We start from the raw sequence: 20,970 nt of genomic DNA on the forward strand, positions 1-20,970 counted from the left end.
TCAGCCTTCGAATACCTTGATCTTGCCGCTTTCGATGTCCTGTTCGATCTGCTTGATCTTCGTCGACATCTCCGGGGTCGGCTTGCACACCACCATGCCCGACGCCTTCGGTCCCATGGCGAGGCCGAACGCCTTATAGCCCGGCTGCCAGGTGCCGGCCGCCATCTGGTCGATCGCGTATTGCACCTGATAGCCGACGCCCGTGATCGAATACGCGATATACAGCGGGTCCGTGCCGCAGCGGTCGGTATAGCTGCCGATCACGTGCGTGTGCTTTTCATTGGCCGCCTGCTCCATGCCGCGCAAGCCGAGATTGAGAATGTGATAGTGGACGTCCGCGCCTTGCGAGATCGCCGCGAGCGTCGCTTCCTTGGCCTTCGAGACGTTGTCGAAGTCGCCGGTATAGCTCTCGAAGTATTTGATCTTCGGATTGATCGAGCGCGCGCCGTTGCCGAATTCCTTGCCGGCGTTGACGATAGACGGAATCTCCATGCCGCCCACGTAACTCACCGCGCCGTTCTTCGACAGCATCGCCGCAGCCGCGCCGGCCACGTAGGCGATCTCGGCCTGCTTGACGTCATAGCCCGCCACGTTCGGCGGCATGTCCTGCCCTTTGTTGCCGCCCACGATCGCGAACTTCACATTGGGAAAGCGCTTCGCGATCTTCAGCACCGAGGCCTGCGTCTGCCCGCCCACGCCGATCACCAACTGGTTCTTCGAAGCGAGGTTGGTCAACGCCTGCTCCATGTCGGCGTAGTTGATGTTCTCGATCATCTGCGTCTTCAGTTTCGGGCCGAGTTCCTTCTGCGCGGCAACCAGTCCGTCGTAGCCGGATTCCATCCAGCCTTTATCCGACTTGGAACCGGGAATCAGCACGCCGACCCGCAGCGGATCGGCCGCCACCGCATGCATCGCACTGGTGGATGCGGCGAGCGCGACGACACAGGTCGCGAGAGTTTTGAGCTTGGCGATCGACATTCTGGCATTCCTCTTGCGTTTGGTTTGGGTAAGTAGGTTATTCATGAACGAAACCAATGCAACTTCGATGCCATGCGACGGTTTTTGCGGCATGCCGGCTTCGTTTGAACCTGCCCGATAGAGCGATCCAGACGCCGCGCGAACGGCGCGCGTCGGCGCTCACGCAACACCTTTTCTATAGCGATCGAAACCCGATGGAGAACTTTCGATGAAACAGCACGACGCATACGGCACAAGCGTTTCCGGTCAGTTGGGCCGCGACGGCCGGGCGCGCTGGGCAGCCAGCGAAACGCTCGTCGACATGTCGTTGCCCGCGCCCGAACCGGTCGTCGCGACGCTGCCGTGCGAGCCGCAAAACGTTCGTATCGATCTGCGCAGCACGGCCATTATCGTGATCGACATGCAGAACGACTTCTGCACCAACGGAGGATGGGTTGCCCAGATTGGGGGCGATTTCGCCGTCGACCGCGCGCCAATTGCACCATTGCAGCGCCTGTTGCCGGCGCTGCGCAAAAGCGGCGTGCCGGTCATCTGGGTCAATTGGGGCAACCGGCCCGACCTCGCCAACATGCCGCCGAACCAGTTGCATCTATATAAGCCGAAGGGCACCGGCACCGGCCTCGGCGAACCGCTCGCGAGCAATGGCTCGCACGTGCTCGAAAAGGATTCATGGGCCGCGGCGGTGGTGGATGAACTCGCGCCGCTGCCCGAAGACATCTGTGTGGACAAGTATCGGATCAGCGGGTTCTGGGACACGCCGCTCGATAGCATCCTGCGCAATCTCGGCATTCGCACGGTGATGTTCGCGGGCGTGAACACCGATCAGTGCGTGCTGCATTCGCTGACCGACGCTAATTTTCTCGGCTATGGCTGCGTGCTGGTGGAGGACTGCTGCGCGACGTCGTCGCCGGACTTCTGCACCGAAGCGACGATCTGGAACGTGAAGAAGTGCTTTGGCTTCGTCACCGATTCGGCGCGGATCGTCGCCGCGCTGGCGGATGCCGCATGAACGCGTTTATTCCCGGTCCGCGCACGCAGGTGGCCGCAACGGCAAGCGGGCCGCTGAACGGCCTGCGCTTCGCGGTGAAGGATCTGATCGACGTCGCCGGCGTGACGACCGGCGGCGGCAATCCCGACTGGCTCGCGAGCCACGCGGCGGCGCGCGCTCACGCGCCCTGCGTGGATGCGCTATTGGCGGCCGGCGCGACGCTCGACGGCAAGACGATCACCGACGAACTCGCCTATAGCCTCGAAGGCGAGAACCATCACTACGGCACGCCGCTCAATCCGCGTTGGCCGCGTGCGTTGCCGGGCGGGTCGTCGAGTGGATCGGCTTCGGCGGTGGCGAGCGGCGACGTGGAGTTTGCCTTGGGCACCGATACCGGCGGCTCGGTGCGCGTGCCCGCCGCGTTCTGCGGCCTGTTCGGCATGCGGCCGAGTCACGACGCGATTTCGCTCGAAGGCGTGCTGCCGTTCGCGCCGTGCTTCGATACCGTGGGCTGGTTCGCGCGGTCGATCGACGTATTGGCGGCGGTGGGCGATGTGTTGTTGCCGGCGGCGCCGTCCGCTGCTAGCGCTTCGGCAAGCCCAATGTGTCTCACGCGTGTCGCCGAAGCTTTCGCTGCACGCGCGCGCAATGAACCCGACGACGCGGCGCGACTCACCACGCTCGCGGAATCGCTCGGCGCGCGCACATCGCTTGATGTGTTCGCTGGTGTAGAAGCCCGTTGGCTTGCGTGCTATCAGGCCGTGCAAGACCTTGAAATCGACGTTTCGCTCGGCGACTGGATTCGCTCGGCGCGGCCGAGCTTCGGCCCCTCCATCGCGCCGCGATTCGCACGGCTCGACACGCTCGACAGGCAACAGGCCGAGTCATGGCGCGCGGTTCTGCGCGAACTCCGTAGCACACTGGACACACTCTTCGAAACCGAACAGACCGTCCTGATGATGCCCACCACACCCGTCGCGCTGTTACCCAAAGACGCCACGAGCGACGCCGTTGGCCGCTTCTACGAGGACTCGCTCACGATGAACTCGATCGCCGCATTCGGCGGTTTGCCGCAAATCACCCTTCCTTTCACCGACGAAGTCGACCGGCCGCTCGCACTCTCCCTGATCGGCGCGCGCGGCAGCGATCGCGCGTTGCTGACCCTCGCGCGCGATCTATACTCGCGACACGCTTCGGCGAACTCTCAGTAGCGGAGCCTCGATGCACAATCAGAAACCCGCCGGCACGCACGGCGGCATGGTCACCAGCCCTCACGCGTTGGCGAGCGAAGCAGGCCGCGACGTCCTGCGCGCGGGCGGCAATGCGATCGAAGCCGCCATCGCCATCGGCGCCGCATTGTGTGTGACGTACCCGCATTTCACCGGACTCGGCGGCGACGCCTTCTGGGTAATCGGCGACCGGCAAGGCATGTTGCGCACGGTATCGGGCATCGGCCAGGCTGCGGCGCAACTGCCCGCGTACAACGGAGCGATTCCGCTGCGCGGGGCCGCGTCGGCGATCACCACGGCCGCGACCGTCGATACATGGCAGCAAGCGTACGAGATCAGCCAAAGCGCGTGGGGCGGCCAGCAGTCGTGGCCGTCACTGTTCGAACGCGCGCACGAACTGGCCGCCGACGGCTTTCCGGTCACGCCGTCGCAGCATTTCTGGCAGAGCATGCGCGCCGACGAGTTGCACGCGTTGCCCGGCTTCGCCGCGACCTTCGCGCCGCACGGCCATATTCCCGCCATCGACGAGCGCTTCGTTCAACCGGCGCTGGCGAAAAGTATCAACCGGATTGCGCGTTTCGGCGCACGCGAGTTTTACGAAGGCGAGTTGGCTGAACGCATTGCCGATGGCCTCCGGCAAGCCGGTTCGCCGCTCAGTTCGAGCGACCTCGCCCGCACGCACGCCCGCAATGAAGCACCGTTGCGTGTCGCCTACCGTGGCGGCGAACTGGTGAGCATGCAGCCGCCCACGCAAGGCGTGACGACCTTGCAGATCATGGGCACGCTGGAGCGCTTCGACCTTGGATCGATTCCGGAAGGCAGCGCCGATTACTATCACCTGCTGGTGGAAGCGGTCAAACGCGCATTCATGGATCGCGATCGGTTCGTCTGCGATCCGGAGTTCAACTTCGTGCCGGTCGACGAGATGCTCTCGCCCGCCACGCTCGACGCTCACGCACGCTCCATCAACCTGCGTGAAGCGCGTGCGTGGCCACACGTATTTCGCCCGGGCGATACGGTGTTCATCGGCGCAACGGATCGCGAAGGTCGCAGCGTGAGCGTGCTCCAAACGGTGTACTTCGATTGGGGCAGCGGCGTGGTGGCGGGCGATACCGGCATTCTGTGGCACAACCGCGGCGCGTCGTTCAGCACGAACCCCGCGCATCACAACGCCGTGCAGCCGGGCAAGCGGCCCTTCCATACGCTGAATCCCGGCATGTATGTAAAGGACGGCCGCCCTCAACTGCTATTCGGCACGCAAGGCGCGGACGGTCAGCCGCAAACGCTGGCCGCCATTCTCACGCGACTGATCGACTACGGCATGGACCCGCTGACCGCCCTCGCCCGCCCGCGCTTTCTGCTCGGCAAAACCTTCTCCGACACACGCGATGCGTTGAAGCTCGAAGCGGACGCCGGCGCCGACGTGTTCGCGGCGCTCGCCGCGCGGGGTCATGAAGTGAGCGCGATTGCGGCGCAGAGTCCGTTGGCGGGGCATCCGGGCGTGATTCGCATCGAGCCGGACGGGTCGGTTTCAGGCGCGCATGATCCGCGCAGCGATGGGCGTGCGCTGGCGGTGTGATGCCCCAATGATGCAACGTGATGCGGGCTATGTGATGAACGCCGCTGCGTCACCCGAGCGTGAAGCGGTCCCGCGTCGTCACATAGTCGCTCGCACCGAAACGCCCAACCGGAAAGTAGTGTTGCAAACGCACGCGCCACGTTTCGGTGTCGATCAACTCGTCGCGCGCGTGCAACCGGTGCACGCGTCCGATGAAAATCTGCCGGCTGGTTGTCTCCAGCGTCTCCCAGATCGTGCACTCGAACGCGACGGGTGCTTCCGCAATGCGCGGCGGCGCGACGTGCGAACTCGGCAGCGGCGTCAAGCCGACCGCGGTCAGCTCGCTCACGTTCGGCGGCAGCCTTTCTCCGCAGCGATGCATTTTGTCCGCAATGGCTTCGTCCGCGAGATGCACCACGAACTCGCCGGTACGCCCGATATTCACCGCCGTGTCCTTGAGTGTGCCGTCCGCCACGCGGTTGATGCTGATCATCACGATCGGCGGTTCCTCGCCGAGCATGTTGAACATCGAGAACGGCGCGGCGTTGATCGTGCCGTCGGCGCCGAGCGTGGTGACGAGCGCGATCGGACGCGGCACGATCAGACTCGCCATCAGCTTGTAACGCTGATATTCGGTGATCGCTTCGAAATCGATTTCCATATCGGCTGCCTAGTTGGGAGTGACGGATCCGGTAATGCCGAGCAGCTGGCCGAGGCTCTTTTCGCCGCGCATCCGCGAGGTCTCGATCCGTTCTTCGATGTCACGCAAATGCGCTTCCATATGCACTATCGCGCCGGCCGCATCGCGCGCCTCGATGCAATCGACAATCGCCGCATGCTCCGCGTGCTCGCACGGCGCATGCCCCGGCGGTTCATACACACCCACGATCAGCGAGCAGCGCGAGACCAGTTCCTTCAGATAGTTTTGCAGAATCGAATTGCCCGCCAGCGCGGCGATGCGCATATGAAAGCCACTGGCGAGCCTCGCCCATGAAGGCTGGTCGAAGCGGTGCATCGCTTCATGTTCGCTCGCGAGTTGCTCGCGCAACGCCCTGATGTCCGTCGCGTTCGCGCGCTGCACGGCCAGTTCGACCAGCATCCGCTCGACCGAGCGCCGCGCTTCGAAGATCTCGCGGGTTTCCTCGGGCGTGGGCTCGGCAATCACCGCTCCTTTATTCGGCCGCAATACGACAATACCGTCATAAGCGAGCTTTTCCAGCACGCGCCGCACGACCGCGCGGCCCACGCCGAACAGTTGGCACAACTCGGGCTCCGGCAGCTTCGTGCCCGGCGTCAGCCGGTGATTCAGCACGCCGTCGAAAATCGACTGATAGATGCGCGCGTCGAGATCCGCATCGTCCTTGCGGGATTGTTTCGCGGTGGCCGCGCCGGCTTTTGCGTTCATGCAATCGCCGGGCGCACGACGCCGTCCCGCTCCAGTCGGTCCATATGATCCGCGATTGCACCCGGCGTGGTGATCCACACGTCGCCTCGTGTGCGTGCCGCGGCGATATGCTGAAGCGCGCGGCGCAAATGCCGCAAGCGATACGGCTGCCCCACCAGATACGGATGCAGCGCAATGCCCATCACCAGCGCCTGGGGCTGCGTGCCGCGATTGGCCTGCTCCAGCATCTCGTCGAACTGGTCGACGATCATGTCGGCGAACGCGCGGCCATCCATATGGCGGCCCACCATCATCGGCAAATCGTTCAGTTCCTGCGGATACGGAATCGACCACAGCGGCCCGCCGCGCGTGGCCATCCGTACCGGACGGTCGTCGTGACACCAGTTCAGCGTGTAGCGGTAGCCGGTCTCGGCGAGCAGATCGGGCGTCAGATGCGACTCCGAAATCCACGGCGAAAGCCAGCCGTGCGGTGTCGTGCCCGACACTTCGACGATCCGTTCGCGGCAATGCAGAAGCAGCTCGCGTTCGCCGTTCTCGTCCAGATCGCTCTGCCGGTGCGCGTTCGTGTGGCCGTGGCCGATCAGTTCGTCGCCGCGCGCCACACAGGCTTCGATCAGCTCAGGACAGTGATCGTAAAGCGCGGTGTTGATCAGCGTACCGGCCGGCAGATCGAGCTGATCGAACAGTTCGATGCAGCGCCACGCGCCGACGCGATTGCCGTATTCACGCCAGCTATGGTTGAGCACATCCGGTTGCGGCGAGATCGGGCCGAGCGCCGCGCCGAGCCCCTCGCCAAACGCAAAGTGTTCGATGTTGAAGCCCAGATAGACCGCGAGCCCGGTGTCGCCAGGCCAGCGGAACGCGTCGCTGTCGGTGATCGGCCGGTACGCAAAGCGGCCGTGCGTGGCAAGCAACTGACGCGCGCGGTTCTCTGCTGCAGGCATGTTCCGTGTGTCGTTCATGTGAAGAAGCCGTGGGTGATGAAACGCGGCCGGTTGCGTCACGCATGAACCGGATTGGCCGATTCATGCCCCGAGACGGAACGAAGACGCACCGTGATCGCGCAAGAAAATTCGCTTGGATCGCTAACGATCGACACTGCGGATCGTTTGCAATATGTGAGCCAACTCGTAGACGTTAAGCGCACGGCTGTGTCGGCAATCAGCGAACCACTCGATGCAACGGATGGCACATGTCTTGCATTTGGCTGGTTTCGTTCAGGCGCCGCTGCAGTTTTCGTGCGCCCCTGCTCTTCGCCGTTCACGAGGACACCTTTTCATGATTCAGCCTGTTTCAACGGTGCTCGAAACCAAAGCCGCCGATATCGAACTGGTGCACGTGTCGAAGCAATACGGCGACTCGCTTGCCGTCGACGCAATCGATCTGCGTATTGCAGGCGGCCAGTACTGCTGCCTGCTCGGACCGTCGGGCTGCGGCAAGACCTCGACCTTGCGCATGATCGCCGGGCATGAATCCGTCACCGAAGGTGACGTTCTGATCGCCGGCCGCAACGTCACGCGCGCGGAGCCGGCTGCTCGCGGCACGGCCATGGTGTTCCAGAACTATGCGCTGTTCCCCCATCTGAGCGCGCTCGACAACGTCGCGTTCAGCCTGAAGATGCGCGGCATCGCCAAAGATGTGCGGCGCAAGCGCGCCGCCGAGCTGCTGGAACTGGTCGCCATGTCGGCGTATGCCGAACGCAAACCGGCCCAACTCTCTGGCGGCCAGCAGCAGCGTGTCGCGCTCGCCCGTGCGTTGCTCAACCAGCCAGGCTGCCTGTTGCTCGACGAACCGCTCTCCGCGCTCGACCCGTTCCTGCGTGTGCAGATGCGCGCCGAACTCAAGCGCTGGCAGAAAGAACTCGGCATTACGTTCGTGCACGTCACGCATTCGCAGGAAGAAGCCATGGCGCTCGCCGATCTGGTCGTGGTGATGAGTCACGGCCGTATCGAGCAAAGCGGCACGCCGCATGAAGTCTTCAACCGTCCGCGCACCGAATTCGTGGCGCGCTTTCTCGGCGGCCACAACGTCTTCAAAACCAATGGCCGGTTGTTTACCGTGCGTGCCGATCACCTGCGCGTTGTGCCGCATGGCATCACGCCGGTGCAGAACGCGAGCGGCGACAACGGCATGACGCGCATTGGCGGCGTGCCGTGCACAGTGCGCGAAGCCGAGTATCAGGGCACGCATCTGCGCATGACGCTCGACCCGCTCGACGGTTCGCCCGAGTTGATCTCGCTCGTGAGCGACGGTGATTACGATCCGGCGCGGCTCGGTCCCGATGCCCGCGTGGTGGTCTGGTGGAACGAACAGGACGCGCATCCGCTCGCGGCCTGAGTAGTGAAGTCTTCGCATTGAAACGGCATGACATTGCCGCGCATGAGCGTTCCAGCAAGCTAAAACCGAACGTCAATCGAACGTCAACTGAGGAGAAAGCAATGAGTGAAACGAACGAGAGCCCGGCACCGGCCGCAACGGATGGGAAGGAAAAAGGCCTGTCGCGCCGCACGTTCATCAAGGGTGCAGTGGCGGCAGCCGGTATTGCCGGTTTTCCGTACGTGCACGCGCAGGAAAAAATCACGTTGCGTTACCTCGGCACGGCGGTCAATCAGAGCGCCGACATCGCGAAGAAATTCAAGGAAGACACCGGCATCGAGATTCAATACGTGCCGGTGACCACCGACGACGTCGCCAAGCGCATCATCACGCAGCCCAACTCGTTCGACATTGTCGACACCGAATATTTCGCGCTGAAGAAGCTGATTCCGGCCGGCACGCTGGCCGGCATGGACGCGAAGCGCATCAAGCTTGCCGACAAGATCACGCCGGTGCTCACGCGCGGTGAAGTCAACGGCAAGAAGATCGGCGATCAGGGCACCGCGCCGAAGAAGGTGATGTTCCTCACCGGCCCGCGCTCCACCGAATTCTCCGCCACGCCGACCGAGTGGATGACGCTGATTCCCACCACGTACAACGCGGATACGCTCGGCATTCGCCCCGACCTGATCAAGCGGCCTATCGACAGTTGGGCCGAACTACTCAATCCTCAGTTCAAGGGCAAGGCGGCGCTGCTGAACATTCCCGCGATCGGCATCATGGATTCGGCCATGGCGATCGAGGCGATGGGTCACGTGAAATACGGCGACAAAGGCAACATGACCAAGGCCGAAATCGATCAGACCATCAAGATCCTGATCGAAGCGAAACGCGCCGGCCAGTTCCGCGCGTTCTGGAAGGACTTCAACGAAAGCGTGAACCTGATGGCCTCGGGCGAAGTCGTGATCCAGTCGATGTGGTCGCCGGCCGTGACGAAAGTCCGCACCATGGGTATCGCCTGCAAATTCCAGCCGCTCAAGGAAGGCTATCGTTCGTGGGCCTCGGGCTTCGGCTTCCCGCGCTCGCTGCAAGGCAAGAAGCTCGATGCGGCGTATGAATTCGTCAACTGGTTCCAGGACGGCTGGGCGGGCGCCTATCTGATGCGTCAGGGCTATTACTCGGGCGTGCTCGAAACCGCGAAGACGCATATGCAGCCTTACGAGTGGGACTACTGGATCGAAGGCAAGGCGGCCGCCCAGGACATCAAGGCGCCGGACGGCCAGCTGCTCGAAAAAGCCGGCACCGTGCGTGACGGCGGCTCGTACAACCAGCGCATGGGCGCGATTGCGTGCTGGAACGCGGTGATGGACGAGAACATTTATATGGTCCAGAAGTGGAACGAGTTCATCGCGGCTTGACCGACCACCGTGGTAGAAGCCGCGATCGGGCATGAGAGCCGGCGCCCGCCGCGCCGGTTCTCATCCGCTATCCGCACGCACAGTCACTCCTTAGAAATACGCCCATGGCAACGATCGACCTTCCCTCGCACGCGCAGGACGCGCCCGTCAAACATCGCCGCGCGCCGGCATGGTTGCAGGCGACGCCGCTCTCGCTGACCTTCCTGCTGTTTTTTATCGTGCCGCTGGTCATCACGCTGATCGTCAGCTTCTGGGACTTCAACGAATACCAGATCATCCCCGCGTTCACGCTGAAGAACTACGCGGCGATCTTCAACGGCTGTTCGTCGATGACGGACCTCTGCGTCACCTTCAAGACGTACTGGTCGACGCTCAAGTTCTGCGCGATCGTGTGGGCGGTGACCTTGCTGCTGGGTTTTTCCATCGCCTACTTTCTCGCCTTTCATGTGCGCACCACGAGCATGCAGACCGTGCTGTTCCTCGTCTGCACGATTCCGTTCTGGACCTCGAACGTGATCCGCATGATTTCATGGATGCCGCTACTCGGCCGCAACGGTCTCGTCAATCAGGCGCTGCTCGGCGCGCATCTAATCGATCAGCCGCTGGAATGGCTGCTGTATTCGAACTTTTCGGTAGTGCTCGCGTTCGTTCACCTCTACACGTTCTTCATGATCGTGCCGATCTTCAACGCGATGATGCGGATCGACCGGTCGCTCCTCGAAGCCGCGCGCGACGCCGGCGCGAGCGGCTGGCAAGTGGTGCGCGACGTGGTGCTGCCGCTGTCGAAAACCGGCATTGTGATCGGCTCGATCTTCGTGATTACGATCGTGATGGGCGATTTTCTGACCGTCGGCGTGATGGGCGGCCAGCAGATCGCCTCGGTAGGCAAGATCATTCAGGTGCAGACCGGCTACCTGCAATTTCCCGCCGCGGCGGCCAATGCAATCATCTTGCTCGCCGTGGTGCTGATGATCGTGTGGGGTTTGACGCGGGTCGTCGACATCCGCAAGGAGCTCTGAAGATGCAGGCCATTCGCCTCAACCATCGCGAGCGCCGCCCGGCGAGTTTCTATTGGCTGGCGCTCCTGTTCGGCCTGTTCGTGCTGTTCCTGTACGGACCGGTGATCACCATTTTCATCCTGTCGTTTCAGGGTCCGGAAGGCGGCCTCACGTTTCCCATGCGCGGCGTGTCGCTGCACTGGTTCTCCGTGCTGCGCGACGGCGTGGGCGATGTGGATATCTGGTCCGCGTTCGGGCGCTCCGTGCGGTTAGCCGTAGCTGTCACGGTGCTGACGGTGCTGTTCTCCGTCGCGGCGGGCCTCGCCTTTCGCCGAAAATTTCGCGGCGATACGGCAGTGTTCTACGTCTCCGTGGCGAGCCTGATCATGCCGTCCATTATCGTTTCGCTCGGCATCGGTCTAACGTTCCGCCTGCTCGATAACAGCGTGAAGTACCTGGCAACGGCCTGGGGCTATCAGTCTTTCGCCGATACCTACACCACCTCGATGGGCCTCTTCACGTCCGCGCTCGGCGCGCATCTCACATGGACGCTGCCGTTCGGTTTGCTGGTCATGTTCGCGGTGTTCAACCGTTTCAATCCGGCTTACGAAGAAGCATCCCGCGATCTCGGCGCGACGCCGTGGCAGAGTTTCCGGCACGTAGTGCTGCCGATCATCGGCCCCTCGGTGGTGGGCGTGGCCATGTTCGGCTTCACGCTCTCATGGGACGAGATTGCCCGCACCTCGCAGGCGATCGGCGATCAGAACACCTTGCCGCTCGAACTTCAGGGTCTCACCACGTCGGTGACCACACCAGTGATCTACGCGCTGGGCACCATGACGACGGTGTTGTCGCTAACGGTGATGGGCGTGTGCCTGCTCGCCGTGCGATTGCTGGCGCGCAGGCGCGCGGTGGCGGGATTGCAATAGGCGCGTTCTCCGCCGATTCCAGGCGCTGCCCGGCAGTCATTTCACGCCCGCTGCTAAGAATCGGCCAAAAACTTCGTTGCTCGCACCCGCCCCGTCCCTTACCGTTCTCTGATTGCGCCTCACGCGCGCCTCGTTTCGGAGAACCCATGTCCGCAGTCGAATCGCCAACCCACGCTGACCACAGCATCGCCGATGCCGCGCAACTCTTCGGCGACGATCCGCTGACGCGCCGCTTCGCTCCCGTTTTCGCCCGTATCGCGGAAGGCGCGGTGGAGCGCGAGCAACAGCGCGAACTCGCTTACGCGCCCGTGGAATGGCTGCGTGAAGCGGGCTACACGCGGCTGCGCGTGCCCAAAAAATACGGCGGCGAAGGCATCTCGCTCACGCAATTCTTCGCGCTGGCCACGCGTCTCGGCGAGGCGGACTCGAATCTGCCGCAAATCCTGCGCGTGCATGGCGGCTTTATCGAAGCGCTGCTGGAAAACGGCGACGAATCGCTGCGTGAGCGCTGGCTTACGCGGGTGGCGCAAGGTCAGATTGTCGGCGGCGCGGTGTCCGAGCGCACGGGCGTCACCAACAACAGCGTGCGCCTGACGCAGACCAATGGCGCATGGCATCTTGACGGCGAGAAGTACTACACCACCGGCACGCTCTACGCCGACTGGGTCGACGTCACCGCGCACGACGGTTCGAGCGACCTGCGCGTGCTCGTGGAATCCGACGCGCCGGGCCTCGAACGTATCGACGACTGGGACGGCTTCGGGCAGCGCCTCACCGGCAGCGGCACGGCCCGCTTCACGCAGGTGCCGGTCTCGCTCGATAACCTCTACCGCCGCTATAACGCCGCCGAACCGCGTCGCAACAGCCTGCTCACGGCTTACTATCAGGCGCTGCATGTCGCGAACCTCGCGGGCATCAGCCGCGCGGCGCTGCGCGATGCGGTCGCGTTCACGCAGACCAAAACCCGGACCTTCGGCGTGCCGGGCGCGTCGAGTCCGCGCGACAATCCGCTCGTGCAGCGCGTGGTCGGCCGGCTTGCGAGCCTCGCTTATTCGACGCAAAGCATCAGCACGTCGCTTGCGCGCGCCATCGATGAAGTCTCCGTCGCGCGCGAGGAAGGCCGTGCCGACGAACAGACTTACATTCACCTCGACATCCAGACTTTCCAGGCGCAGCAGATCGTCATCGAGCAGACCTTGCAAGCGGCGACGCTGCTGTTCGAAGTGGGCGGCGCATCGGCCACCAGCGAGACGCGCCGCTTCGATCGCTACTGGCGCAACGCGCGCGTGCTGGCGTCGCACAATCCGGCGATCATTCGCGAGGCCGCGATTGGTGACTTCTACCTGAATGGCAACGCGCATAACGAGCGCTTCGGTGTGACGCGGCAGACAGAGATCGCGGCAGCGGCATAAACACGGCCAGCCGGCCTCCTGGTGAGGCTCGCCGCCTTCCTGTGGCACAGTGTCGTCAGGCGCATGCGCTAAGCTTGCGCAACCGAACTGCCCTGACGAGCGACATGAAGAACCTGCCTGCCTACGAGCCTCCGGTCGACGAAAACCAGCTTCTGCTGAAGTGGATTCGCCGTGCGCGCGAATCCCAGATGAGCCACTACGACATGGCGGATCTGCTATCGGCGCGTGACCGCCAGGTCGGCTGGCTTGCCACCGCGTTGACCGCCTTCGTGGGAACGGCTGTGTTTGCGTCCCTGCACGCGTCCGCCGTCTCACCGGAACTGAAGATTTTTATCGGCTTCGTGAGCGTGGCGGCCGCGGTCGCCTCCGCGCTGCAAACCTTCCTGCGCTACGCCGAACGCGCCGAGAAGCATCGCGCCGCCGGCGCGCGCTATGGCGCGGTGCGCCGCAGGCTCGAAGCGGTTTTTGCGGGCGACGCCGATGCGCGTGACGGCCACTATCTCACCGCGATCCGCGACGAACTCGACCGGCTCGCCGAAGACTCGCCCAACGTGCCGCCGCGCGTCTTTTATCGCACCCAACGCACGCTCTCCGCGGATACGCCGCGCAGCCGCGACGCGTGAGCCTCATTCGCCGGCCGTCAGATCTCCGGCATCAATACCCAGCTCCGCCGCCATACGGCGCACCACGGCCTGCAACCGGCTCACTTCATCGGCAAGGCGCTTCTGTTCGGCCTTGACCGCCTCGAACGCGGACAGCGGCACGGCGTCGTCTTCGGCGCCTGGCTGCGCCAGCTCGCTCGCACTCACTTCGCCGCACAGCAAATGTGTCCAGCGGTTCTCGCGCTCGCCCGGCGTGCGCGCAAGTTTCACGACCCGTGGCGGGTCGTTGGCCGCGAGTTCGTCGAGAAACGCCTCGACCGACGAGATATCGGCAAAGCCATGCAGACGCGCGCTATTGAGCCGCAATTCGGCGGCGGTTTGCGGGCCGCGCAGCAGCAAGGTGGTGAGCAGCGCCGCCGACTGGCTCGGCAAACCCAGCACGCGATTCATGTTGTGTTCGAAGCGCGGCACGCGGCTGCTGCTGCCCTCCATGACGAGGCTCAACCGTTTCAAGCCGTCGACGGCGGTCAGCACCTCGGCTTCGGTGGCGTTCATGACCGGCGCGCGGCCGGTCTTCTGATTGCAGCCCAAGGTCAGCGCGTTGAGCGAAAGCGGATAGCTGTCCGGCACCGTGTGCTGCTTTTCGACGAGCACGCCGAGTACGCGTCCTTCAAGCAGGGTCAACGCGCGGATCGAAGGGCGGGAAGAAGTGTCGGGAGTGGAATTCATGGATGATGTCGCGGCATGAGCCGCCGGGTCTCGTGGATGTTGCCTTACCGTTGCACAGCCGGGCGGCGCTTTCTGGTTGGTGGGCACTATGATAAACGGCCACGGCCGCGAAGGTGTACCCATCTCCGCCACGGCCGGGCGCGCACGCGGCCGTCTGGCACGTGGCGTGCTGACACAGAACATTCTTCCCTTATGGAGTCGATCAATGCCCCTACGCCGTCAACCGGTCCTGCGCCTGAGCGCCATTTCACTCGTGGTCGGCGCAGTCTGCCTGCTTGGCGCGTGCGCGCTCAGCCCGGCCGGCAAGAGCGGCAACGCGCACGTGCCCGAGCCCGCGAAGCCCGTGGACCTCAGCCGCTATCTCGGCCGATGGTATGAACTGGCGCGCTATGAAAACCGCTTTGAGCGCGATTGCGAAGCGGTCACCGCCGAGTACGCCACGCGCGACGACGGCCTGATCGACGTGGTCAACAGTTGCCACCAAGGCGCGGTGAACGGTCCGCTGGACGTCGCGAAGGGCCGCGCGAAGGTGGTCGCCGATTCGGGCAATGCCAAGTTGAAGGTGTCGTTCTTCGGCCCATTCTTCTTCGGCGACTACTGGGTGCTAGATCACGCGGACGACTATAGCTGGTCGATCGTCGGCGAGCCGAGCGGACGTTATCTGTGGATCCTCACGCGTGAGGCCACGCCGGCTGCGAGCGTGAAAGACGCGCTGATCGAGCGGGTCCGCGCGCTGGGTTACGACACGTCGATGCTGCGTATGACGAGGCACGAGTAAGTCGCGCTCCTGGCCGGCTATCGGACGGTTGGTCCGCGTCAGCCGGACAGATCCGATTTTTGTCCTCATTGACCGGTTTCCATATTTGAGATATTTTCCCGAATATGGAAACCCCACTCTCCGACGACAACGCCATCGACCGCCGTATCGCCCAGCGGCTGCGGGCGCTGCGCGCCGAGCGTAACTGGTCGCTCGACGATCTCGCGAAACTGAGCGGCGTGAGCCGCGCGACGCTCTCGCGCCTCGAAAACGCCGCCGTGAGCCCCACGGCGAGCGTGCTCGGCAAACTCTGCGTGGCTTACGGCCTGCCCATGTCGCGCCTCATGCACATGGTCGAGGAAGATTTCGCGCCGCTCGTGCCGCGCGACGCCCAGCCGCTCTGGACCGACGCCAGCATCGGCTTCCGGCGGCGTTCCGTGTCGCCACCCGCTCAGGCGTTGAGCGGCGAGGCGCTGGAATGCGAACTCGACGCCGGTGTGCGCATTACCTACGACGCGTCGCCGCGGCCCGGCCTCGAACATCATCTGATCCTGCTCGACGGGCAGTTGCAGATCACCGTGGACGGCCAGCGCCACAACCTGCAACCCGGCGACTGCCTGCGCTACCAACTGTTCGGCCCCAGCGCTTTCGTGACGCCCGCGCACAGCGCGGCCCGCTATATTCTGTTCATCGTGTGAGCCAGCATGAGCGCGACCACCCTCACCCCTTTCTCCGCCGACGACCTCGCGCGTCATCTCCCTGAACTCGGCGCGCTGCTGGGCGCCTGCGTGCATGACGGGGCCAGCGTCGGCTTCGTGATGCCGTGTGGCGCCGACGAGTGCGAGGCGTTCTGGCGCATCAAAGTGCTGCCTTCGTTGCGTGCCGGCGGCCTCGTGCTGCTGGTCGCGCGTCAGGGCGAAGCGATTGCGGGCACCGTGCAACTGGATTACGACACGATGCCGAATCAGCGGCATCGCGCCGAGGTGCGCAAACTGCTTGTCCATCCGGCGTTCCGCCGTCAGGGCATTGCGCGGGCGCTGATGACGGAACTCGAACGCCATGCGCATGGATTGCAGCGCAGCCTGCTCACCCTCGACACCCGCACCGGCGACCACGCCGAGCCGCTCTATACCGCACTGGGTTATCGGACAGCAGGCGTGATCCCGGGATACGCGCGTGGCACGCACACCCATGAGTTCGACTCGACCACCATCATGTACAAGGCGCTATGAGCGAAGCGCGGGCCCGGCCTGTGCGCCTCACGCGGTCTTCGAATATTTGAACGTGCCCTGCGCGCTGGCGATCAGCAGCTTGCCGTCCACCCACGCCTCGCTGCGCGAGAAAAAAATCGAGCGGCCCGCACGCTCCAGAAAACCCTTGGCGGTGACCAGTTCACCGAGTCCCTTGTCGAGATAGTTGGTGGTCAGCGACAGCGTGAACGCATGCCGCGCCGGGTCGCCGCTCGGCGCGAAGATTCCCGCATAACCCGCCGACGCATCGAGCAGCGTCGCGATCGCGCCGCCTTGCAGCACGCCCTGGCGATTGAGCTTGCTGGCATCGATCGGCATGACCAGTTCCGCGTAACCGTCGCGCCATTGCGTCAGGCGAACGCCGAGCGATTCGAGAAACGGGTTGTCGATGGGAAAGTCGGACATGAGCATGCCTTTGTGTTCGAGATGAGAGATGCAAAATGCGCTCAACGGCGCGAATCGAGCGCAATGCGGACCGCAAGTCCGGCAAGCACGGTGCCCATCAACCAGCGCTGCACCAGCAGCCACACCGGCCGCCCGGCGAGAAACACGGCAATCGAGCCCGCCATGCTCGCGATCAGCGCATTGACCGTTACGCTGATGACGATCTGCACACAGCCGAGCGCGATCGACTGCGCGAGCACGCTGCCGTGCCCCGGCGAAATGAACTGCGGCAGCAGCGACAGGTACATCACCGCGATCTTCGGATTCGCGAGGTTGGTGACGAGTCCCATGGTGAAGAGCTTGCTGCGGCTGTCGTGCGGCAGGTCGCGCACCTGGAACGGCGAACGGCCGCCCGGTTTAACCGCTTGCCAGGCCAGATACAACAGATAGAGCGCGCCGCCGAAACGCAATGCGTCGTACGCGTAGGGCACCGTCAGCAGCAGCGCGGTAATGCCGAACGCCGCGCAGAACATGTAGAACACGTAGCCGAGCGCGACGCCGCCAAGAGAAACGAGGCCCGCGCGACGACCCTGACAGAGCGATCGCGAGATCAGGTAGATCATGTTCGGCCCAGGCGTGAGCACCATGCCGAGCGAGACCAGACCGAAGGCGAGCAGCGTTGTGAGGGCGGGCACGGCATTCTCCTTGGCGAATGAAAGTCGGACAGTGCCGCCAAATATAGCCGATGCCGCCGATTTCAGCGTCGCGGCCGGCTTGAGAAATTCGCATTGGCGTATGAGCCGCATTCATGTTCAATTGCGGCGCTTCTGGCCACTTCTTGTGCGGTGACTCGCACGAAACACTTGCGGCGAATTATTTTGAACGGTATCGTCGAGCCGTTCTGCAATGCAGCGCGGGAGAGATCGTCAGAAATTCGGACGACGCCGACGGAGCAACCGCCCCGGAAACTCTCAGGCAAAAGGACCGCGCAGCAGGAACATCTGGAGAGCGGCGCACCGGCATACCGCGTGCGCCCACCGAAGGGGATTCTCCGCGCACGACTCATCACTCATGACGGGCCGGCCGCCGCGGGGAAGAAACTCTCAGGTACATGGACAGATGGGGCATCGACGCCGGTTTCGACATGAAATCGACACCGGTGATGCTCAACTACTCTGGACCATGACATGTCACGAATCGCCATTATCGGCGCCGGCATTACCGGCGTCACGACCGCTCACGCCCTCGCCCAGCGCGGCCACCACGTCACCGTTTTCGAACGCCACCGCTATGCGGCGATGGAGACCTCGTTCGCCAACGGCGGGCAGTTGTCCGCCAGCAATGCCGAAGTCTGGAACAGCGCGGCCACCGTCATGAAAGGCCTGCGCTGGATGCTCACGCGCGACGCCCCGCTGTTGCTCAATCCCACACCCACCTGGCACAAGTACTCGTGGATGGGCGAATTCCTGCGGCAGATTCCGCACTATCGGGCGAATACCGTCGAAACCGTGCGGCTCGCGATCGCCGCGCGCGAGCATCTGTTTGCGATTGCCGAAACCGAAGGCATCGACTTCGATCTCGAACGGCGGGGCATTCTGCATATCTACAAGACGCGCAAGGAATTCGACGCCGCCAGCAAGGTCAACGCATTGCTGCGCGAAGGCGGCCTCGAGCGCAGCCCGGTGACGGCGAGCGAGCTGCATGGCATCGAACCCACGTTGCACGGCGATTTTTACGGCGGATTCTTCACGCCGTCCGATTCGACCGGCGATATTCACAAGTTCACGCGCGGCCTTGCTCAGGCGTGCGTGCGGCACGGCGTCGAATTTCATTACGATGCCGAGATCACCTCGATCGAGCAGCCTGCCGAGGGCCGTTTTACACTGGCGGTCAATCTCGAAGGCGAATCGCAGCGCTTTGCGTTCGAACGGATCGTCGTCTGCGCCGGGGTGAAGAGCCGCGATTTTGCAGCCATGCTCGGCGACCACGTGAATATCTATCCGGTGAAGGGCTATTCGATCACTGTTTGTCTCGATGATGAAATCAGCCAGCAGCGCGCCCCTTGGGTGAGCCTGCTCGACGACAGCGCGAAGATCGTGACGAGCCGCCTAGGCGTGGATCGCTTTCGCGTGGCCGGCACGGCGGAGATCAACGGCTTCAACCGGGATATCCGTTCGGACCGGATTGCACCGCTAGTAGACTGGACGCGGCGGTATTTCCCTGAGGTATCGACCTCGCGCGTGATTCCGTGGGCGGGCTTGCGGCCGATGCTGCCGAGCATGCTGCCCAAGGTGGGCCGTGGAAAACGGCGTGGCGTGTTCTACAACACCGGGCACGGACATTTGGGCTGGACCTTGTCGGCCGCAACCGCGCAGGCGCTCGCGGGCGCGATTCAGTAGGCGTGATGCGGGCGGTTTCGCTAACGGCGGTGGCTCGACATCACAGCCGTCGCCAGATTTGAACTCCCCGTGCTGCTGGAGTTTGGGCGGCGGCTGTGGCGCGAGACCGCAGCCGTCAGCCAATGCCAGATTCTCCATTTCTGCTAGTGTTCTTCCATCCGTGTTACTTCGGTGGAGAACCCATGCCGCACGCCCGCAGCGTAAAACCCAAGGCACACGACACACGCCTGAGCGATGCACAGATCGCGAAGGAAGCGACGCGGCGTCTCGCCTGGGACGCCGCGGTTCCCGAGCATGCCGTGAAGGTCCAAGTCTCGCGCGGCCGTATCACGCTGCATGGCGAGTTGCAGCGCGACCAGCAACGCACCGCTGCACTCGAAGACGTGACGCGCCTGTTCGGTGTAACGGGCGTTCTGGATCACACTGTCATCAAGTCAGAATGAAGTCAGCCCTTGGTTGCCTGACGTAATAGCGCGCGGCAATGCCGCGCGATCTGCTTTTCCTCCTCGGTGTGAATCGCCTTCACCTTGCCCGCCGGATCGCCTTCGGTTAGTCCCATGAAAGCCAGCCCGTCGCAGACGCGCGTGCGAATCGCCTGGCTGTGCTCGCCAATGCCGCCGGTAAACACCAGCAAATCGATTCCGCCCAGCAACGCCGCATAGCCGCCGATCGTCTTGCGCACCGCAGTGGCAAAGGCATCGATCGCGAGCGACGCATTCGCATCGCCCGCCGCAGCGCGTTTTTCCAACGCCTGCATATCGCTCTCGCCATCCGCGTAGCCGGCAAGACCGCTTTCGCGATTGAGCAGCGTCTCCAATGCGCCGGCATCGAGCTTCTCCACGCGCATCAGATACAGCAGCACACCCGGGTCGAGATCGCCGCTGCGTGTGCCCATCGGCACGCCGCCGGTCGGAGTCAGTCCCATCGACGTATCGATCGACTGGCCGTCGCGCAGCGCGCACACGCTCGAACCGTTGCCGAGATGCGCGAACACCGCGCGCGCCGGCAAGTCGGCGCCGAGCCGCGTCACCAGTGATTCATAAGACAGCCCATGAAAACCGTAGCGCATCACGCCGGCCTCCACATAACGACGCGGCAACGCGAGTTGAGCCGCGCGCGGCGGCAGTGTGGCGTGAAACGCCGTATCGAAACAGGCGAAATGCGGTGCATCGTCGAAAATTTTCTCGGCCTCGTCGATCAACGCAAGTGCCGGGGGAATGTGCAGCGGCGCAAAGTGCACGGCGTCCTGCAATTGACGCCGCACGTCGGCGCTAATCCGCTGATGCATGCGCAAATGCGGCCCGCCATGCACCACCCGATGCCCTACCGCCGAAGGCCGCGCATGATGCTGTTGCGCAAGCACCTGCGCGAGCTTTTGCAGCGCGTAGGTCTGCGATTCCAGTTCGTGCTCCTGCTGCAGCAGTACACGGCCGTCGGGCGCCTTGATCCGCAAACTGCCGTCGCTGCGTCCAATGCCTTGCGCGCTGCCTTCCAGCAGGAGCGATTCGTCGCCACCGGCGTACCGGAACAAGCCGAACTTCAGCGACGACGAACCGCTGTTCAACACCAGAATTGTTTGATCGTCAGCACCGTCTGGAGTGCGCATGGTCATGCCTCG

General features: G+C 63.6%; 22 protein-coding genes and 1 riboswitch. Of the genes, 14 read left to right on the plus strand and 8 right to left on the minus strand.

Going from position 1 to position 20,970, the window contains the following annotated elements:
- Positions 1-978, minus strand: coding sequence for a BMP family protein (locus tag P0D70_RS07230; RefSeq protein WP_408183909.1), 978 nt, complete (start codon positions 976-978; stop codon positions 1-3).
- Between the two features lie 208 nt (positions 979-1,186).
- Between P0D70_RS07230 and P0D70_RS07235 the strand changes: the two genes are divergently transcribed.
- The 3 genes from P0D70_RS07235 to P0D70_RS07245 are packed head-to-tail and all read left to right on the plus strand — an operon-like array spanning position 1,187 to position 4,774.
- Positions 1,187-1,987 carry a cysteine hydrolase family protein gene (locus P0D70_RS07235; RefSeq protein ID WP_408183910.1) on the plus strand — a complete coding sequence of 267 codons (801 nt, stop codon included), beginning with the start codon at positions 1,187-1,189 and terminating at the stop codon, positions 1,985-1,987.
- A complete protein-coding gene (locus tag P0D70_RS07240) occupies positions 1,984-3,177 on the plus strand; it encodes an amidase (protein ID WP_408183911.1) in 1,194 nt (397 codons plus the stop codon). The genes P0D70_RS07235 and P0D70_RS07240 overlap by 4 nt, the downstream gene beginning before the upstream one ends.
- A 10-nt stretch (positions 3,178-3,187) precedes the next feature.
- Positions 3,188-4,774: a gamma-glutamyltransferase family protein gene (locus tag P0D70_RS07245; protein ID WP_408183912.1), complete on the plus strand. Its 1,587-nt coding sequence runs from the start codon at positions 3,188-3,190 to the stop codon at positions 4,772-4,774.
- A gap of 49 nt (positions 4,775-4,823) precedes the next feature.
- Here the strand turns inward: P0D70_RS07245 and P0D70_RS07250 are convergent, their stop codons facing one another.
- From P0D70_RS07250 to P0D70_RS07260, 3 genes are read right to left on the minus strand one after another with little or no spacing between them, the layout of a single operon-like run.
- Entirely contained in the window at positions 4,824-5,414 is a 591-nt protein-coding gene (locus P0D70_RS07250; protein ID WP_408183913.1) for a flavin reductase family protein, read from the minus strand.
- A 9-nt stretch (positions 5,415-5,423) separates the two neighbouring features.
- Positions 5,424-6,158, minus strand: coding sequence for a GntR family transcriptional regulator (locus P0D70_RS07255; RefSeq protein WP_408183914.1), 735 nt, complete (start codon positions 6,156-6,158; stop codon positions 5,424-5,426).
- Complete coding sequence (locus P0D70_RS07260) at positions 6,155-7,120, minus strand: polysaccharide deacetylase family protein (RefSeq protein WP_408183915.1); 966 nt, start codon at positions 7,118-7,120, stop codon at positions 6,155-6,157. Before P0D70_RS07260 ends, P0D70_RS07255 begins: the two co-directional genes overlap by 4 nt.
- Positions 7,121-7,436: 316 nt before the next feature.
- Between P0D70_RS07260 and P0D70_RS07265 the strand changes: the two genes are divergently transcribed.
- The 6 genes from P0D70_RS07265 (at position 7,437) to P0D70_RS07290 (ending at position 13,854) form a co-directional block, all read left to right on the plus strand.
- Positions 7,437-8,495, plus strand: coding sequence for an ABC transporter ATP-binding protein (locus P0D70_RS07265; RefSeq protein ID WP_408183916.1), 1,059 nt, complete (start codon positions 7,437-7,439; stop codon positions 8,493-8,495).
- Positions 8,496-8,596: 101 nt separating this feature from the next.
- The gene (locus tag P0D70_RS07270) at positions 8,597-9,892 is read left to right on the plus strand and encodes an ABC transporter substrate-binding protein (RefSeq protein WP_091808349.1); all 1,296 of its coding nucleotides are present in this window, start codon (positions 8,597-8,599) and stop codon (positions 9,890-9,892) included.
- A gap of 104 nt (positions 9,893-9,996) precedes the next feature.
- Entirely contained in the window at positions 9,997-10,911 is a 915-nt protein-coding gene (locus P0D70_RS07275) for an ABC transporter permease (RefSeq protein ID WP_408183917.1), read from the plus strand.
- Positions 10,912-10,913: 2 nt separating this feature from the next.
- Positions 10,914-11,819, plus strand: a complete 906-nt coding sequence (locus P0D70_RS07280) for an ABC transporter permease (protein WP_408183918.1) — start codon at positions 10,914-10,916, stop codon at positions 11,817-11,819.
- Positions 11,820-11,965: 146 nt separating this feature from the next.
- Entirely contained in the window at positions 11,966-13,231 is a 1,266-nt protein-coding gene (locus P0D70_RS07285; RefSeq protein WP_408183919.1) for an acyl-CoA dehydrogenase family protein, read from the plus strand.
- 104 nt (positions 13,232-13,335) lie between these two features.
- Positions 13,336-13,854 carry an SLATT domain-containing protein gene (locus tag P0D70_RS07290; protein WP_091808339.1) on the plus strand — a complete coding sequence of 173 codons (519 nt, stop codon included), beginning with the start codon at positions 13,336-13,338 and terminating at the stop codon, positions 13,852-13,854.
- Positions 13,855-13,857: 3 nt separating this feature from the next.
- Here P0D70_RS07290 and P0D70_RS07295 read toward each other — a convergent pair whose 3' ends face one another.
- Positions 13,858-14,562: a YceH family protein gene (locus P0D70_RS07295; RefSeq protein ID WP_091808336.1), complete on the minus strand. Its 705-nt coding sequence runs from the start codon at positions 14,560-14,562 to the stop codon at positions 13,858-13,860.
- Positions 14,563-14,767: 205 nt separating this feature from the next.
- Between P0D70_RS07295 and P0D70_RS07300 the strand changes: the two genes are divergently transcribed.
- From P0D70_RS07300 to P0D70_RS07310, 3 genes are all read left to right on the plus strand, one after another.
- A complete protein-coding gene (locus P0D70_RS07300) occupies positions 14,768-15,340 on the plus strand; it encodes a lipocalin family protein (RefSeq protein ID WP_408183920.1) in 573 nt (190 codons plus the stop codon).
- A gap of 104 nt (positions 15,341-15,444) precedes the next feature.
- Complete coding sequence (locus P0D70_RS07305; protein ID WP_408183921.1) at positions 15,445-16,017, plus strand: helix-turn-helix domain-containing protein; 573 nt, start codon at positions 15,445-15,447, stop codon at positions 16,015-16,017.
- A gap of 6 nt (positions 16,018-16,023) precedes the next feature.
- On the plus strand, positions 16,024-16,551 hold the full coding sequence (locus P0D70_RS07310) for a GNAT family N-acetyltransferase (RefSeq protein WP_408183922.1): 528 nt from the start codon (positions 16,024-16,026) through the stop codon (positions 16,549-16,551).
- Between the two features lie 27 nt (positions 16,552-16,578).
- Here P0D70_RS07310 and P0D70_RS07315 read toward each other — a convergent pair whose 3' ends face one another.
- Both P0D70_RS07315 and P0D70_RS07320 read right to left on the minus strand, forming a co-directional pair.
- On the minus strand, positions 16,579-16,974 hold the full coding sequence (locus P0D70_RS07315) for a PaaI family thioesterase (protein ID WP_091809312.1): 396 nt from the start codon (positions 16,972-16,974) through the stop codon (positions 16,579-16,581).
- Between the two features lie 41 nt (positions 16,975-17,015).
- Positions 17,016-17,648 carry a LysE family translocator gene (locus tag P0D70_RS07320; RefSeq protein WP_408183923.1) on the minus strand — a complete coding sequence of 211 codons (633 nt, stop codon included), beginning with the start codon at positions 17,646-17,648 and terminating at the stop codon, positions 17,016-17,018.
- A gap of 209 nt (positions 17,649-17,857) precedes the next feature.
- Positions 17,858-17,950: riboswitch (glycine riboswitch) on the plus strand.
- 190 nt (positions 17,951-18,140) lie between these two features.
- Here P0D70_RS07320 and P0D70_RS07325 point away from each other — a divergent pair.
- A complete protein-coding gene (locus P0D70_RS07325) occupies positions 18,141-19,352 on the plus strand; it encodes a D-amino acid dehydrogenase (RefSeq protein WP_408183924.1) in 1,212 nt (403 codons plus the stop codon).
- Between the two features lie 182 nt (positions 19,353-19,534).
- A complete protein-coding gene (locus P0D70_RS07330) occupies positions 19,535-19,795 on the plus strand; it encodes a BON domain-containing protein (RefSeq protein ID WP_408183925.1) in 261 nt (86 codons plus the stop codon).
- 2 nt (positions 19,796-19,797) lie between these two features.
- Here the strand turns inward: P0D70_RS07330 and P0D70_RS07335 are convergent, their stop codons facing one another.
- Complete coding sequence (locus P0D70_RS07335; RefSeq protein ID WP_408183926.1) at positions 19,798-20,958, minus strand: acetate/propionate family kinase; 1,161 nt, start codon at positions 20,956-20,958, stop codon at positions 19,798-19,800.
- Between the last annotated feature and the right edge of the window lie 12 nt (positions 20,959-20,970).

Source organism: Paraburkholderia sp. RL17-381-BIF-C, assembly GCF_046026435.1.
Lineage (GTDB): Bacteria > Pseudomonadota > Gammaproteobacteria > Burkholderiales > Burkholderiaceae > Paraburkholderia.